We start from the raw sequence: 15,317 nt of genomic DNA on the forward strand, positions 1-15,317 counted from the left end.
GCAAATGCCATATGGCGCACTTCCACCCCCTCCCAACTGTGCGTATGCTTGCCTGATCCATATTGGGGAAGTCCCCTACGGGAGGGAGCGGGTCATGTCAGGCACCAGCACAGAAAATGACGGCCAGGGAATGATTGTCAATCCCAAGCCGACTGCTGAGAACCAGGACTGGGACGGCGACGACGCCGACCGCGCGGACCGCCTGCGCTTCGAAGAGGAACAGGCCATGATCCGGGAGCAGTCCGAAGCCCGGGCCGCCAAGGCTGCAGCAGAGGCAAAAAAGGCGGCAGAGGCGAAGAAGGCCGCCAGCGCCTAGTCCTCGCCCCAGTCGCCGTCGGCCTAGCCGCCTTCGGTACCGGCCTTGACCCGGACCAGCAGGGATCCCGGCGCCACCTCCACGGTGACCTTCGTGGCCTCGCCCGAAGGATCGCCGTCGACCTGGGTGGGCATAGGTTCGGGGCACCGGATGGTGATCTTGCCGGAGCGGTAATACGTCATGACTGGCAGGTCCTTCTTGTGCTTCAACACGATCTTTGTGGACATGGCCAGCCAGCCGATTGCACTGCGCGGGCTCATCACCACGATGTCCAGCATCCCGTCATCGATCATGGCCTGCGGGATGAAGTCGATTCCCCCGGGGATCAGGCCACAATTCGCGAACAAGACGCTGCGGATCTTCCGGGCCTGCTCAGGCTGGTCATCCAGCGCTATCGAGACCTTCTTCCGGCGCCCCGCAAGGTGCCGGACCCAGGCTTCCGTATACGCCAGCCAGCCCACCGTGTTCTTCAGGCCGACAAGGGTGTCAGTGACCACCTCGGCGTCCATGCCCATGCCCGCGATCACCAGGAACGTGTGCTGCGCGGATTCCCCGGTGTGTGAATTCTCCAGGCTGAGCCGCGCCGTATCGATGAACCGCTGATGCCCGAACAAGGCCGCCTGCACGTTGCCGGAGAGGTCGTTCACCTCCAGATGCACATTGCGGGCCAGGAGATTCCCCGTGCCCAGCGGGATCAGGCCCATCGCGGTGTCCGTCCCGGCGAGGACCTCGGCCACCACACGCACGGTACCGTCGCCGCCGGCGGCCAGGACGACGTCGGCCCCGTAGGCCACCGCCGCCTGCGCCTGCGAGAAGCCGGGGTCCTCCGCGGTGGTTTCAAAGACACGCGGCGCCGGCCAGCCGGCCTCCGCGCACGCGGCATCAATCAGGCCCCGGGCCTCGACCGACCTCGCCTTGATCGGGTTCAGGACCACGGCCACCGTCTGGCGGCCCGGGCCCGGGCTGTGGGTCTCCTCCCACACGGCACGGCGGGTGTGCTTGACCTTCAGCCGGCGCACCCCCCACCAACTGGAGGCGGCGAAGACCAGGACCCCAGCGATGACGAGGTAGAGCAGCCAGTCGCGCATTGTGATCCAACAGTATCCCGCCAGCGTCCTCCGCCGGGCTTGCCCGGCAACGGTGGCCGGATTGGATACTCTTGTCTGGTGATCGACGTAAAAGACCTCAGCGAATATCCGGACAAGTTCCGTGCCAGCCAGCGCGCCCGCGGCGCCGACGAATCCGTGGTGGACGCGATCATCGCTGCGGACTCGGCCCGGCGCGCGGCGCTGATCCGGTTCGAGAACCTCCGGGCCGAACAGAATGTCTACGGCAAGAAGGTCGCTCAGGCCAAGGGCGAGGAGAAGCAGGCCCTCCTCGCCGAGCTGAAGGTTCTGGCTGCTTCAGTCAAGAGCGCATCGGCGGAGGCCGATCTAGCCCAGACAACCCAGGAGGAACTGCTCCGCGCCATCCCCAACCTGATCGAGGACGGCGTCCCGGCCGGCGGCGAGGACGACTACATTGTGGTCAAGACGGTGGGCAAGCCGCGCGAATTCCCCGACTTCGAGCCGAAGGACCACCTGGAGATCGGCGAGCTGATCGGGGCCATCGACATGGAACGCGGGGCGAAGGTTTCCGGTTCCCGCTTCTACTTCCTGCGCGGCGTCGGCGCCCGGCTGGAAATGGCGCTGCTCCAGATGGCCATGGAACAGGCCATCGATGCCGGGTTCGTCCCCATGATCACGCCCACCCTGGTCCGCCCGGAAACCATGCAGGGCACCGGCTTCGACGTCAAGCACGACGCCGAGATCTACCGTCTCGCCGAAGACGACCTGTACCTGGTGGGCACCTCGGAAGTAGCCCTCGCCGGTTACCACGCCGACGAGATCCTGGACCTTTCGGCCGGTCCCATCCGCTACGCAGGCCAGAGCTCGTGCTACCGCCGCGAGGCGGGTTCGCACGGCAAGGACACCCGCGGCATCATCCGCGTCCACCAGTTCAACAAGGTGGAGATGTTCATCTACACCACCGTTGAGGAGGCCGCCGCCGAGCACGCCCGCCTCCTGGCGTGGGAAGAGGAGATGCTGGCCAAGTGCGAGCTCCCGTACCGCGTCATTGACACTGCGGCCGGGGATCTGGGCAATTCGGCGGCCCGGAAGTTCGACTGTGAGGCCTGGGTCCCCACCCAGGGCGCATACCGGGAGCTGACCTCCACCTCGAACTGCACGACGTTCCAGGCGCGCCGCCTGAACATCCGGGAACGGGTTGTCAACGAGGACGGTGCGCCCAAGGGCACCCGGGCCGTGGCCACGCTCAACGGCACCCTGGCCACCACGCGCTGGATCGTCGCCATCCTGGAGCACCACCAGAACCCCGACGGCTCCGTCAACGTCCCCGCCGCACTGCAGAAGTACCTCGGCGGCATGACGGTCTTCCCCGTCCTCTAACCCCCGGTCCCTAACCGCCAGCCAGGCCTCCGGTGGCCGCCGGGTAAACATTCACACTGGGGACAAAGTGTGGGTGTTTACCGCAAGTTCACGCCCTGCTGTGGCGTGTGTCCTAGCGGCCGTCGGGGGTGTCTGCTCTACTTGTGAGATGACAACCATGACTGAATCCTCAGTCGCCGGCAACGATGACCGGCGCACCACACACCAGAACACGACAGAGAAGAACACGGCAGACCGGAACGCGGCAGCCCCGACCAGGTCGGCCCGGGACAAAAGCGCCCGGAACGGCGCCGGCGAAAAGATGCTGATCGCCTTGGACGTCGACGGCACCCTCGTGGACCACGATGGGCACATGTCGGATCCTGTCCGCGAGGCCGCCCAGGCCGTCGTGGCTGCCGGCCACCACGTCATGATCGCCACCGGCCGGTCCCTCAACGCCACGTTGCCCGTCATCGAACACATCGGGATCGACAACGGCTACGCCGTGTGCTCCAACGGCGGTGTGATCCTGCGTGTCGACTCCGGGCTGCCGGACGGCTACGAAATCCTCCACAAGGCAACATTTGACCCCGGGCCGGTGCTTCGCGCCCTGCGCAAGCGGCTGCCCACGGCCAAGTACGCGCTCGAGGACGGGGACGGCAACTTCCTGTCCACCGAACGCTTCCAGGACGCCAGCTTCGGCGTCGAAGCGGTCGGCGTCGACTTCCAGACCATGCTGGAGGCAACTGCCGTGCGCGTGGTGGTCTTCAGCTCTGAGAACACGCCCGAAGAGTTCAACACCGCGATCCGCCACATCGGGCTCGCCGGCGTGACGTATTCGGTGGGCTGGACGGCATGGCTGGACATTGCCGCCGCCGGTGTCACAAAGGCCAGCGCGCTGGAGCAGCTCCGGGACCGGCTCAGCATTGAAGCCCACCGCACTGTCGCCGTCGGGGATGGCCGCAACGACATCGAGATGCTGACCTGGGCGCGGCGCGGCGTGGCCATGGGCCAGGCCCCCGTTGAAGTGATTGCCGCCGCAGATGAAGTGACGAAATCGGTCTACGACGACGGCGCCGCGCACGTACTTCGCAGCCTCCTCTAAGCGCCGCGCGGGACGGGAGGTTCCAGGGCGGGACCGGGCCGGCTAGCGGACGTCCAGGATGAGGCTCAGGAGCCTTGCCGCAGCGGGCCGGGCCGCGTGCTCTTCGTTCCACTGGGAGCGGGCCACGGCCTTGCTCACCGCCTGCGTGGTGATCCCGAGTTCCTCGGCGACTGCCTTCTGCTGACCCCGCACCCCTGGAGTGAGCAGGTCCAGCACCCGCCATTCGGCGTGACTCCGGTCGTGCACAATGTGGCCCAGCAGACGCAGGACGGCTTCGGCCTCAGCCGCAATATCGGCCAGCGGTCCCTCCACGGCCACCCGAACGCGGTCCTTGCCGTTCCGGAGGCGATCCACGGCGCGCCGGGCATAGATCAGCCCGTGTCCGGAGGCGTCCTTGATCTGGTTCGGCAGGGGTTCATTGACCGGCCCCACGCCAATGCCCACGTACCAGCTGCCGCTGCGCAGGGCGACCATGGCCGCTTCCACCGCCTGATGCGGACAGTCCAGGATCCCTTGGACCTCGTCCTCGACGGACCGGTCGAAATCGAGGCGCGCCGGAATGTGCCGCAGGTCCTTGAGGAGCTGCGGCACACGGTCGCCGTCGCGCCGGCTGTCGGTTTGATTGATGGTCAGCGTGAACATTCTGGATGACACACTACCTGCTGGCACTTGGGGGGCAAGTCGCCGGCGGCGCCGGTGGACCGGAGTTGTGTCCCGTCCGCCTGACGTGTTGCGATGGACAAAATACGCCGAGGCAGGACCAAGCAAAGCGAGGACCCCTAGTGAGCAGTGACGTGAATGGAACCACCCGCACTCAGATGCCAGCCGACGGCCCGATCCTGGACACAACAGCCATGGACCTGGTGGACCGCTGGTGGCGCGCGGCGAACTATGTCTCAGTGGGGCAAATCTACCTTCGGTCCAATCCGCTGCTGCGTGAACCCCTCAGCGCGGAACACACAAAGTCCCGGCTCCTTGGCCACTGGGGGACCACACCCGGACTGAATTTTGTCTATGCCCACCTGAACCGGGCGATCCGCCGGGACAACCAGCAGATGCTGTTCGTCGCCGGCCCCGGCCATGGCGGCCCCGCATTGGTGGCCAACGCCTGGCTGGAAGGCACCTATTCGGAGATTTACGGCCACGTCAGCGACGACGAAGCCGGCCTGGCCGAGCTGTTCCGGCAGTTCTCCTATCCGGGAGGCATACCAAGCCACGCCGCCCCGGAGACCCCCGGCTCGATCAGCGAAGGCGGCGAGCTCGGCTACTCACTCGCACACGCGTACGGGTCCGTCTTCGACAACCCGGAGCTGATCACCGCCGTCGTCATCGGGGACGGCGAGGCCGAGACCGGGCCGCTGGCCGCCAGCTGGCATTCACACAACTTCCTGGACCCGGCGGCCGACGGCGCGGTGCTGCCCATTCTGCACCTGAATGGCTACAAGATTGCCAACCCCACGATTTTGGCCCGCATGCCAGAAGCCCAGCTGGATCAGCTGCTACGCGGCTACGGGCACGTCCCCCATTTCGTCACGGTGGCCGACCCGGCGGACACAGCCGCGGCGCACCGGGATTTCGCGGCCGCACTGGACACCTGCCTGGCCCAGATCCGGACCATCCAGCAGCGCCACCGCAGCGGCGGGACGGCGCAGGATGGCGCTCCGCAGTGGCCGATGATCGTGCTGCGTTCGCCCAAGGGCTGGACCGGGCCCAAGAAAGTTGACGGGAAGCAGGTGGAGGGGACCTGGCGCAGCCACCAGGTCCCGCTGGACGAGGTCCGCACCAACCCTGAGCACCTGAGCCAGCTGGAGCAGTGGCTCGAGTCCTACCGGCCGGAGGAACTCTTCGACGGCCGCGGACGCCTGCTGCCGGAGACGGCCGGGAACGCCCCTGCCGGTCCGCTGCGGATGAGCGCAACCCCTCATGCCAACGGCGGGCTCCTGCTGCGTCCGCTCACCCTGCCGGACTACCGCCGGCACGCCGTCGACGTTGCCGAACCCGGAGCTGAACGGATCAGTCCCATGATGACGCTCGGTCCCTGGCTGCGGGATGTGATTGCGCTGAACCCGGACACCTTCCGGCTTTTCGGCCCCGACGAGACCGCGTCGAACCGGCTGCAGGACGTCTACGAGGCCACCGACAAGGTCTGGCAGTACAGGATTGATGCGCTGGATGAGCATATTGCCCGGGCCGGGCGGGTGATGGAGGTCCTGAGCGAACACCTCTGCCAGGGCTGGCTGGAGGGCTACCTGCTGACCGGCCGGCACGGGGTGTTCAACTGCTATGAGGCGTTCATCCACATTGTCGATTCGATGTTCAACCAGCATGCCAAATGGCTCAAGGTCCACCGGCAGTTGCCGTGGCGCCAGCCGGTGGCCTCCCTGAACTACCTGTTGTCCTCCCATGTGTGGCAGCAGGACCACAACGGCTTTTCGCACCAGGACCCCGGCTTCATCGACCACGCCGTCAACAAGAAGGCCGAGATCATCCGGGTCTACCTGCCGCCGGACGCCAACACACTGCTGGCCGTGATGGAGCACTGCCTGGGCTCCCGCGACTACATCAACATCGTGGTCAGCGGAAAGCAGCCCTCGCCAACCTGGCTCGGGCCGGACGCGGCCTCGCACCATTGCCGCCGGGGCCTGGGAATCTGGGAGTTCGCCGGCTCCGAAGTCAGCGGTGAGGAGCCCGACGTCGTCCTGGCCTGTGCCGGCGATGTCCCCACGGTCGAGACCGTTGCCGCGGCCGAGCTCCTAAAGCAGGGGGCGCCGGGGCTGAAAGTGCGGGTGGTCAACGTGGTGGACCTCATGCGGCTCCAGGACGCCAGCGAGCACCCGCACGGGCTGACGTCCCGGGACTTCGACGGCATTTTCACGGCAGACAAACCGGTGATCTTCGCCTACCACGGCTATCCCGCGCTGATCCACCGGCTCACGTACCGGCGCACCAACCGGGAGGGCCTGCATGTGCGCGGCTATAAGGAGGAAGGCACCACCACGACCCCGTTCGACATGGCCATGCTGAACGGGATCGACCGGTTCCAGCTGGCAATTGACGCGATCGACCGGGTCCCCGGGTTGTCCGAGAAGCACTCGCTGTTGCGCCAGTCCCTGCAGGACAGCCGCATGCGCGCCCGGGACCACACCCGGGAGCACGGCGAGGACCCGGCCGAGATCAGCAACTGGTCGCTGCGAATTGGGTAGCCCTTCCGTCGGGGCTAGCCAGGGAGCTCTTGCAGCCCGCCCCGGGGGAGGTGGATCCAGCCCTCGGTCAGGGCGGCCCCGGGAGGTCCGTCGGGGCGCAGCGTCCTGCCGAGGGCGACTGCCCGGCCGGTCAGGGAGGCGATGAGGGCGTCGAACATGTCATCGGAGGCGGCCAGCCGGTCATCGTGTCCGGCCAGGTCCAGCCACGGTGCCGCCGTCGACAGCGCGTCAAGGGCCACTGCCAGCCGCTCCGTTTCCGGTGTGCCCCGCCCCTTGTAGCCGCGGGTCGGCAGGCCCCACAATTTCAGCGAAGCCGCCGGGTACACCTCGGCAAGCCGGCCGCTGCCGTCCCTGGCCTGCGGCCCGTACTCCCGGGCGATCTTTGCCTGGATGACGGCGCAACGCATCGCCGGGTGGGCCAGCCGGTCCGCGGAGACGCTGAGCGGGATCAGGCCGGTTTGACCGGTGACGAATCTGTCTGTGTCCCGGTAGGCCAGCAGCCGGCGGCCTGCGATCCCGTCATGGTCCAGCACCGGATGGGCGTCGAAGTTCAAGTGCCCGGCGATAAAGGGAAGAAACGCGTCCGGCCAGCCCAAGGGGCAGTCGATCCCCGTCATGTCGCTGGTGCCGAAGAGGCGCAGGATCTCCTCGTCACCCACGTCCAGGGACAGATGCTCCAGGCGTGCCGCGCCGTCGGCCCAATCGGTGACGGCCACCGCCGTCTTCTTCGCGGCGGCAGCGAGGTCGACGCCGAGGGTCCTCATCGTCGGGCTCCCGCCAATCGAAAAAACGCGGGGTCAATTGCCGCCCGTTCCGGAGGTCCGGATGAGCGGTAATCGACCCCGCGTTGGAGTGCAGGAACGGTCAGTGGCCAGCTGCCGGAACGTAGCGCTTGATGGAAGCAGCCAGTTCGGCTTCGGCGGCGGCGCGGTCGCCCCAACCCTCGGCCTTGACCCACTTGCCCGGCTCCAGGTCCTTGTAGCGGGTAAAGAAGTGCTCGATTTCCTTGATCAGGAACTCGCTGACATCGCTGATCTCTTTGATGTGGTCGAACCGGGCATCGGTCGGGACGCACAGGACCTTGGCGTCTCCGCCGCCGTCGTCGGTCATGTTGAAAACGCCGATCGGGCGGGACTCGACGATCACGCCGGGGTAGAGGTCGTAGTCCTGGAGGAGCACCAGTGCGTCCAGCGGATCTCCGTCCTCACCCAGGGTGTTTTCGAAGAAACCGTAGTGGGTGGGGTACTGCATCGACGTAAACAGGACGCGGTCCAGGCGGACGCGGCCGGTCTCGTGGTCGACTTCGTACTTGACGCGCGATCCCTTGGGGATCTCGATGGTCACGTCATGCTTCATGGAATGCTCCTTGACGAATTCAGGGGTGCGCGGCACGTGCATCAGGGCTGTCGGTGCCGCCGACTACTATTGAGGATATAGCGAGAGGCGCTGGTTTCAGGAACTAGTGGGGACATTTCAGAACTAAGGACCAGCAGCAGCATGAAACCGAGAACCAGCCGCGCGGGCACCGGACAGGCGCCCGGCAGGCTTCGCGGGATCCCCGCGCTGCTGCTCCAGACCCTCCTGGTGGTGGCGGTGGCACTGCCTGCCGGCATCGCCATCGCCCCGGCATTCCTCGGCCCGGACCGGTCCTCCAACGCCTCGCAGACAGCGCTGCCGTGGCAGCAGATCCCCGCCACGCTGAGCGTCCCCGGCAGCAGTGCCGGCGGAATCGGGCCCCTCAGCGATGCCGCGCCAGTCCCGGCCGGCGCCGCCCTCGCGGCGGAGCTCAACAGGACCCTCAAGCCTGACGGCGCCGGCACCTTCACCGGGATCGTCCAGGACGCCACCACGGGGCAGGTGCTCTTTGACCGGGGGGCGGACCAGGCCCGCATTCCGGCGTCGAACATGAAGCTGCTCACAGCCGGCGCGGCCTTGCGCGTCCTTGGCCCGGACCGCCGCTTCAGCACCCGGGTGGTGGCAGGGCCCACCCCCGGCTCTGTGGTCCTGACCGGCGGGGGCGACGTCCTCCTGGGCGCCGGAGAATCCGCCCCCGGGGCCGTGCTGGGCCGCGCCGGGCTCGCCACGCTCGCCGAGGCCACGATCCACGCCCTCAAGACCGGCGGCGTGACCGGCGCCGTGAGCGTCCTGCTGGATGACTCCCTCTTCAGCGGCCCGTCGCTCAGCCAGGCGTGGAGCCCCGAGGACGTCGCCGCCGGGGAGATGGCCCCGCTGTACCCGCTGGCATTGAACTCCGCCAGGTTCGATCCCGCCAAGACCACCGGACCCCGCCCGCAGGACGCCGCCATGACCGCTGCCGAGGCGTTCGCCGCCCGGCTCACGGCGGCCGCGGCGGCCGCGGGGCTGTCCGTGGCCCCCGGGGTCGCCCGGATCGAGCCCGGCAGCGCAGCGGACAGTGCACCGGACAGCGGACACGCCAAGGTCCTGGCCGAGGTCCAGTCCGCCACGGTGGGGCAGCAGGTGGACTTCATGCTGCAGACCTCGGACAACTACCTCGCCGAGGTGATGGGACGGATGACCGCCCGCGGCGTCGGACGGCCCGGCAGCAGCGCCGACGCCATTGCCGCCGTGCTGGCGCAGGTCCAGGACATGGGCGTTCCCACTGACGCCCTCCGGGCCGCGGACGTCTCCGGCCTGGCCCTGGCCAACCGGGTCTCGGCCCGGCAGCTCACGGACGTGGTCCGGGCCATGACCTCGGGGACAGACACCCGGCTGCGCGCCGCCCTCACCGGGTTCCCGGTCGCTGGGCTCACCGGCACCCTGGGGGACCGGTACACGGACGCGGCTTCGGCCGCGGGCGCCGGGCTGGTCCGCGCCAAGACGGGCACGCTGAACACGGTCATTGCGCTCAGCGGTTACGTCGTCGACGCCGACGGCCGCCTCCTGGTCTTTTCCTTCGTCGGCAACGGACTGACCCCCGGCGCCGCGAACAAGGCCGCGCTGGACCGCTCCGCCGCCGTCCTCGCCGGCTGCGGCTGCCGCTGACGGTCGGCGGGCCGCCTGGAAGCCGGTGCCCGCCTGGGACTTGGGCCCGGCTGGTTCGCCGGTCAGCGAAAATTAAGGCGGAATGTCGGGCCCCTGTGATCTGATGGATCCCATGGAGCCCTCTGCACGCGAGACATCAAGCAATCCGTCACCAAAGACGCCGAGCGGGACATCAAGCGAGACCTCGGTCCAGGCCCAAGATCTCATCAACTGGGAGCTCGCCGCGTCCACGGCAGCCCGTCTGACGCCGGCGGGCCCTGTCCTGGGCGCCGCCGAGATCGGCGCCGCCGTCGAAAACCTGCGGCTCATGGCGGACATTTCCGTGCCGCACGTCCACCACATCACCGGCCTTGACGCCGCCCGGGACCTGCGCGACTCCGAGGTCCTCGTGGTGGACAGGGCCTCATGGGCCAAGGCCAACACTCAGAGCTTCGCCGTCATGCTCAAGCCCGCCATGCAAAAGCTGCTGGAGGGCCGCGGCTCCTTCAGCCCCGGAGCTGCCGGCGTCAGCGCGGCCATCACCGGCAGCCAACTCGGCGCCATCCTGGCCTTCCTTTCCAGCAAAGTCCTGGGCCAGTACGACCCCTTCTCCGCGTTGGCCGAGAACTCCACGGCCCCCGCATCCGGCCGCCTGCTGCTCGTTGCGCCGAACATCATCTCCGTGGAACGCGAACTGAACGTCGAGCCCGCGGACTTCCGGCTCTGGGTCTGCCTCCACGAACAGACCCACCGGGTGCAGTTCGCCGCCGCCCCGTGGCTGCGGCACCACATGCTCCAAGAGATCGAAAACCTCAGCGGGCTGCTGCTGGGCAACGTCGATTCCCTGATGGAACGGGCCTCCGCGGCCGCGAAGTCGCTGAAGGACCGCGCGGCACCCGGTGCCGCGCCCGGACGCGGCGCAATCCTGGACCTGCTCCAGAACCCGGAAGAAAAGGCGGCCCTGTCCCGCCTGACGGCCCTCATGAGCCTTCTTGAGGGCCACGCCAATGTGGTCATGGACGCCGTGGACGCCAGCATCGTCCCGTCGGTGCAGACCATCCGGCAGCGTTTCAACGCCCGCGGCCAGGACCGCGGCATGATCGAAAAGTTCATCCGCAACCTGCTCGGCCTCGACGCCAAGATGCGCCAGTACAGTGACGGCGCCAAGTTCGTGCGGGAAGTGGTGGCCGCCGCCGGCATGTCAGGCTTCAACAAGGTCTGGGAGTCCGCTGCGAATCTCCCCAGCGAACCCGAGATCCACGACTCCAAGCTCTGGCTCGACCGGATGGGCCTCTTGCCCTCATGACTGCCCGCAACGCCGGTTCCACCTCAGTCTCCAGCGGACGACGCCGGCCCGGCCGCCTCGCTCCGGTGCTCGGCACGGCGCGAAAAATGCTGCAGGACGCCCTCGCCGGGGCCGGCTACCCGGACCGTGTCCTTATCGCCTGCAGCGGAGGCCCGGACTCGCTGGCTCTAGCCGCCGTCGCCGCCTACTTCGCCCGCCGCGGTCATGTGGACGGCCACCCTGTGTCCGTTGGCGCCGTCGTCGTGGACCACCAGCTGCAGCCGGGCTCGGCCGGGGTCGCCGCAACCACCGCCCGGACCCTCGAGGACCTCGGCCTCTCTCCCGTGCAGGTCAGGACCGTCGACGTCGCCGCCACCGGCGTGGGCCCCGAGGCGGCTGCCCGGGACGCCCGCCACGCGGCCCTCGAGGCCGCCGGGGACGAGGCAGGTGCAGGCGCGATCCTGCTCGGCCACACCCTCGATGACCAGGCCGAGCAAGTGCTGCTCGGCCTGGCGCGGGGGTCGGGCACCCGGTCCCTCGCGGGAATGCGGCCCTCCCGGGGCCGGCTGCTGCGCCCGTTCCTGGGCCTGCGGCGTGCGGACACCTTGGAGATCTGCCGGGTGGAGGCCCTGGTGCCCTGGCACGACCCGTCCAACACGGATCCGGCGTACGCGCGCTCCCGGACGCGGGTTGAAGTGCTGCCCCTGCTTGAGAACAAGCTCGGCCCCGGCGTGGCCGAATCCCTCGCCCGCACGGCCGCGATCCTGCAGCTGGACGCCGACTACCTGGAGGACGTGGCGAAAGACACCTTCGACCGGCTGCGCCAGCAGACCGGAGAGGAGCTCAGCCTCCCGGAGGCTGAGCTGCGCGATCTTGCCCCGGCCGTGAGGTTCCGCGTGATCGCCAAGGCCGCCGCCGCCGTCGGAGGTCAGCAGCCCAGCTACCAGCGCCTGCTCGCGGCCGAGGCGCTGCTGCGCCGGCAGGGATCGGCCGGCCCGGTGGAGCTTCCCGGCGCGGTCAGCGTCTACCGGCTCTCGCTCGCGCAGCTCCTTGCTGCGGAGCCGTCCGCCGGAGCCGGTGTTCCCCGCGAAGCCGCCCGCTGTGGGAAGCTTGTATTCCGGCCTCAACAGCCGCCCCGAAATTAGTCGCACCCCGCATCTACACAGGAGCCATTGGTGGATTCAAACGACGTCCAGGCAGACCTCAAACACGTTCTCTACACCAAGGAACAGATCCAGGAACGGATCACCGAACTCGCGGCGCAGATCGACAAGGACTACGCGGGCCGCGACCTCCTGATCGTCGGCGTGCTCAAGGGCGCCGTCATGGTCATGGCGGACCTGGCCCGTGCACTGCACAGCCACGTCTCCATGGACTGGATGGCCGTCTCCTCGTACGGCTCCGGCACGCAGTCCTCAGGCGTGGTCCGCATCCTGAAGGACCTCGACACCGACCTCATGGGCAAGGACGTCCTGATCGTCGAGGACATCATCGATTCCGGCCTCACACTGTCCTGGCTCAAGACGAACCTGGAATCCCGAGGCACGGCGTCGGTGGAAATCTGCACCGCCTTCCGCAAGCCGACGGCCGCCAAGGTCAAGATCGACGTCAAGTACGTCGGCTATGACATTCCCAACGAATTTGTCGTAGGCTACGGCCTGGACTACGCCGAGAAGTACCGCAACCTGGACTTCGTCGGCACCCTGGCCCCGCACGTCTACGAGTAAATCGTTCACGCAGAGGCACCCCCCGCCCGGGACCCGGGCGCCGGGGAAGCCCGGCCCCGCTACGCCCACAGGGAACTTTTGCCCTCCGCCGTGCGTGAGTTAGTGCGACGGTGTATAGCTAGAAGCTGAGGCAGCACCACACGTGCGCAGAACGGTCGCCGTGCAGCACTACCAGGAGGGACGGGGCCAGCCCCGAACAGATGAAAGCTAAGAGTTTCTTCAAGGGCCCCGGCATCTGGATTGTCGTCGTGGTGGCCATGCTGCTGCTGGCATTTGCCACTCTGGCGCCGGGCGGCGCGAGTCGGATCGACACCGACAAGGGCCTTGAACTGCTGAGTGCCGGCGGCAAGGTTGAACAGGCCAAGATTTTCGACGCCGAGAACCGGGTGGACCTGGTCCTGAAGGACAACCTGCAGGTCGACGGGCAGGACAAGGGCAAGAACGTCCAGTTCTACTTCGTCAACGCCCGCGCCCAGGACGTCGTCAAGGCGGTCACGGACTCCAAACCGTCGGGCGGTTTCACCGACCAGCCGATCGAAAACAACTGGTTCTCCGGGCTCTTCTCCCTGCTGGTGCCTGTGCTGTTGCTCGGGGTCCTGTTCTGGTTCCTGCTCTCCCGGATGCAGGGCGGCGGGTCCAAGGTCATGCAGTTCGGCAAGTCCAAGGCCAAGCTCGTCAACAAGGACATGCCCCAGGTGACCTTCAGCGATGTCGCCGGCGCCGATGAGGCCGTGGAGGAACTCGAGGAGATCAAGGAATTCCTGCAGGAGCCGGCCAAGTTCCAGGCCGTCGGCGCCAAGATCCCCAAGGGCGTGCTGCTCTACGGCCCTCCGGGCACCGGCAAGACCCTCCTGGCCCGCGCGGTTGCCGGCGAGGCCGGCGTTCCCTTCTTCTCCATCTCCGGTTCCGACTTCGTGGAAATGTTCGTCGGTGTGGGCGCCTCCCGCGTCCGCGACCTCTTCGAGCAGGCCAAGTCCAACGCGCCGGCGATCATCTTCGTTGATGAGATCGACGCCGTCGGCCGGCACCGCGGCGCCGGCATCGGCGGCGGCAACGACGAGCGCGAGCAGACCCTGAACCAGCTGCTGGTGGAAATGGACGGCTTCGACGTCAAGACCAACGTCATCCTGATTGCCGCCACCAACCGCCCCGACGTCCTGGACCCCGCACTGCTGCGTCCGGGCCGCTTCGACCGGCAGATCTCGGTCGAGGCCCCCGACTTGGTCGGCCGCGACCAGATCCTGCAGGTGCACGCCAAGGGCAAGCCGATGGCCACCGGCGTCGACCTCAAGGCTGTTGCCAAGAAGACCCCCGGCTACACCGGCGCGGACCTGGCTAACGTTCTGAACGAGGCCGCCCTGCTGACGGCCCGCTCCAACGCCAACCTGATCGATGACCGCGCCCTCGACGAGGCGATCGACCGCGTCATGGCCGGCCCGCAGAAGCGCAGCCGGGTCATGAAGGAACACGAACGCAAAGTCACCGCCTACCACGAAGGCGGCCATGCCCTCGTCGCGGCTGCCCTGCGGAACTCCGCCCCGGTCACCAAGATCACCATCCTGCCCCGCGGCCGTGCCCTCGGCTACACCATGGTGGTCCCGGAAAACGACAAGTACTCCATCACCCGCAACGAGCTGCTCGATCAGATGGCCTACGCCATGGGCGGCCGCGTCGCAGAGGAACTCGTCTTCCACGATCCGTCCACCGGTGCGTCCAATGACATCGAGAAGGCCACCGGGATCGCCCGGAAGATGGTCACCGAATTCGGCATGAGCGAAAGGGTCGGGTCGGTGCGCCTCGGCCAGGGCGGCGGCGAGCCGTTCCTGGGCCGCGACGCCGGCCACGAGCGCAACTACTCGGACCAGATCGCCTACATCGTCGACGAGGAGGTGCGCCGCCTCATCGACGGCGCGCATGATGAGGCCTACGCCATCCTGACCGAAAACCGGGACGTACTGGACGAGCTGGCGCTGGAACTGCTCGAACGCGAGACGCTGAACCAGTCCGAAATCGCGCAGATTTTCACCAACATCCGCAAGCGCGACTTCCGCGACGTCTGGCTCTCCAAGGAGACCCGCACGCTCCAGTCCGCCGGCCCGGTGGAGTCGCGCCGCGAAAAGGCGGAGCGTGAAGCGCAGGAGGAAGCCACCCAGGCCCGGCTCGAAGAGCCCCTGGATGCCCAGGCCCCGCATGCCCAGGGCGTCGGCGGACAGGAGTCCTTCCAGGGCGGTGCTACGGATATCGGGACTGATGGTCATCCCGGCTAGGCTTCT

The 15,317-nt window shown here is 67.7% G+C and carries 13 protein-coding genes; 9 read left to right on the forward strand and 4 right to left on the reverse strand.

Features of this window, described 5'->3' with window-relative positions; all coding sequences use genetic code 11:
- Positions 1–94 precede the first annotated feature (94 nt).
- Positions 95–316, forward strand: coding sequence for a hypothetical protein (locus BLQ10_RS20260; protein WP_018774949.1), 222 nt, complete (start codon positions 95–97; stop codon positions 314–316).
- Positions 317–339: 23 nt separating this feature from the next.
- Here the strand turns inward: BLQ10_RS20260 and BLQ10_RS20265 are convergent, their stop codons facing one another.
- On the reverse strand, positions 340–1,404 hold the full coding sequence (locus BLQ10_RS20265; RefSeq protein ID WP_091564796.1) for a diacylglycerol/lipid kinase family protein: 1,065 nt from the start codon (positions 1,402–1,404) through the stop codon (positions 340–342).
- Positions 1,405–1,482: 78 nt separating this feature from the next.
- On the opposite strand from BLQ10_RS20265, the gene serS reads away from it, so the two are divergent.
- Positions 1,483–2,763, forward strand: coding sequence for a serine--tRNA ligase (gene serS / locus BLQ10_RS20270; RefSeq protein WP_091564797.1), 1,281 nt, complete (start codon positions 1,483–1,485; stop codon positions 2,761–2,763).
- A 148-nt stretch (positions 2,764–2,911) separates the two neighbouring features.
- Positions 2,912–3,847 carry an HAD family hydrolase gene (locus BLQ10_RS20275; protein WP_091564798.1) on the forward strand — a complete coding sequence of 312 codons (936 nt, stop codon included), beginning with the start codon at positions 2,912–2,914 and terminating at the stop codon, positions 3,845–3,847.
- Between the two features lie 42 nt (positions 3,848–3,889).
- On the opposite strand, the gene BLQ10_RS20280 is transcribed toward BLQ10_RS20275, so the two are convergent.
- Positions 3,890–4,489 carry a MarR family transcriptional regulator gene (locus BLQ10_RS20280; protein WP_091564799.1) on the reverse strand — a complete coding sequence of 200 codons (600 nt, stop codon included), beginning with the start codon at positions 4,487–4,489 and terminating at the stop codon, positions 3,890–3,892.
- Positions 4,490–4,665: 176 nt separating this feature from the next.
- On the opposite strand from BLQ10_RS20280, the gene BLQ10_RS20285 reads away from it, so the two are divergent.
- Entirely contained in the window at positions 4,666–7,050 is a 2,385-nt protein-coding gene (locus BLQ10_RS20285; RefSeq protein WP_091564800.1) for a phosphoketolase family protein, read from the forward strand.
- Positions 7,051–7,064: 14 nt separating this feature from the next.
- Here the strand turns inward: BLQ10_RS20285 and BLQ10_RS20290 are convergent, their stop codons facing one another.
- Positions 7,065–7,814 (reverse strand): DUF429 domain-containing protein, encoded by a 750-nt coding sequence (locus tag BLQ10_RS20290; RefSeq protein ID WP_091564801.1) that lies wholly within the window; start codon positions 7,812–7,814, stop codon positions 7,065–7,067.
- A gap of 100 nt (positions 7,815–7,914) precedes the next feature.
- Positions 7,915–8,406 carry an inorganic diphosphatase gene (locus BLQ10_RS20295; protein WP_091564802.1) on the reverse strand — a complete coding sequence of 164 codons (492 nt, stop codon included), beginning with the start codon at positions 8,404–8,406 and terminating at the stop codon, positions 7,915–7,917.
- Between the two features lie 141 nt (positions 8,407–8,547).
- On the opposite strand from BLQ10_RS20295, the gene dacB reads away from it, so the two are divergent.
- The 5 genes from dacB to ftsH all read left to right on the forward strand — a co-directional run bounded on the left by dacB (position 8,548) and on the right by ftsH (position 15,311).
- Positions 8,548–10,053, forward strand: coding sequence for a D-alanyl-D-alanine carboxypeptidase/D-alanyl-D-alanine endopeptidase (gene dacB / locus BLQ10_RS20300; protein ID WP_254785691.1), 1,506 nt, complete (start codon positions 8,548–8,550; stop codon positions 10,051–10,053).
- Positions 10,054–10,165: 112 nt separating this feature from the next.
- A complete protein-coding gene (locus BLQ10_RS20305; RefSeq protein WP_175558710.1) occupies positions 10,166–11,338 on the forward strand; it encodes a zinc-dependent metalloprotease in 1,173 nt (390 codons plus the stop codon).
- An 86-nt stretch (positions 11,339–11,424) separates the two neighbouring features.
- Positions 11,425–12,462: a tRNA lysidine(34) synthetase TilS gene (tilS, locus tag BLQ10_RS20310; protein WP_175558711.1), complete on the forward strand. Its 1,038-nt coding sequence runs from the start codon at positions 11,425–11,427 to the stop codon at positions 12,460–12,462.
- A gap of 30 nt (positions 12,463–12,492) precedes the next feature.
- Positions 12,493–13,044: a hypoxanthine phosphoribosyltransferase gene (gene hpt / locus BLQ10_RS20315; RefSeq protein ID WP_091564803.1), complete on the forward strand. Its 552-nt coding sequence runs from the start codon at positions 12,493–12,495 to the stop codon at positions 13,042–13,044.
- Between the two features lie 200 nt (positions 13,045–13,244).
- Positions 13,245–15,311 (forward strand): ATP-dependent zinc metalloprotease FtsH, encoded by a 2,067-nt coding sequence (gene ftsH / locus BLQ10_RS20320; RefSeq protein ID WP_091564804.1) that lies wholly within the window; start codon positions 13,245–13,247, stop codon positions 15,309–15,311.
- Positions 15,312–15,317 lie beyond the last annotated feature (6 nt).

The sequence above is a fragment of the Arthrobacter sp. ok362 genome (assembly GCF_900102785.1).
GTDB lineage: Bacteria > Actinomycetota > Actinomycetes > Actinomycetales > Micrococcaceae > Arthrobacter.

Excerpts from the sequence above, each read along its gene's own strand:
- BLQ10_RS20265 (WP_091564796.1), bottom strand. The coding sequence starts at position 1,404 with ATGCGCGACTGGCTGCTCTACCTCGTCATCGCTGGGGTCCTGGTCTTC.
- dacB (WP_254785691.1), top strand. The coding sequence starts at position 8,548 with ATGAAACCGAGAACCAGCCGCGCGGGCACCGGACAGGCGCCCGGCAGG.
- tilS (WP_175558711.1), top strand. The coding sequence starts at position 11,425 with ATGCTGCAGGACGCCCTCGCCGGGGCCGGCTACCCGGACCGTGTCCTT.
- BLQ10_RS20280 (WP_091564799.1), bottom strand. The coding sequence starts at position 4,489 with ATGTTCACGCTGACCATCAATCAAACCGACAGCCGGCGCGACGGCGAC.
- BLQ10_RS20305 (WP_175558710.1), top strand. The coding sequence starts at position 10,166 with ATGGAGCCCTCTGCACGCGAGACATCAAGCAATCCGTCACCAAAGACG.
- BLQ10_RS20275 (WP_091564798.1), top strand. The coding sequence starts at position 2,912 with ATGACAACCATGACTGAATCCTCAGTCGCCGGCAACGATGACCGGCGC.
- BLQ10_RS20285 (WP_091564800.1), top strand. The coding sequence starts at position 4,666 with ATGCCAGCCGACGGCCCGATCCTGGACACAACAGCCATGGACCTGGTG.
- ftsH (WP_091564804.1), top strand. The coding sequence starts at position 13,245 with ATGAAAGCTAAGAGTTTCTTCAAGGGCCCCGGCATCTGGATTGTCGTC.
- BLQ10_RS20260 (WP_018774949.1), top strand. The coding sequence starts at position 95 with ATGTCAGGCACCAGCACAGAAAATGACGGCCAGGGAATGATTGTCAAT.
- BLQ10_RS20290 (WP_091564801.1), bottom strand. The coding sequence starts at position 7,814 with ATGAGGACCCTCGGCGTCGACCTCGCTGCCGCCGCGAAGAAGACGGCG.
- BLQ10_RS20295 (WP_091564802.1), bottom strand. The coding sequence starts at position 8,406 with ATGAAGCATGACGTGACCATCGAGATCCCCAAGGGATCGCGCGTCAAG.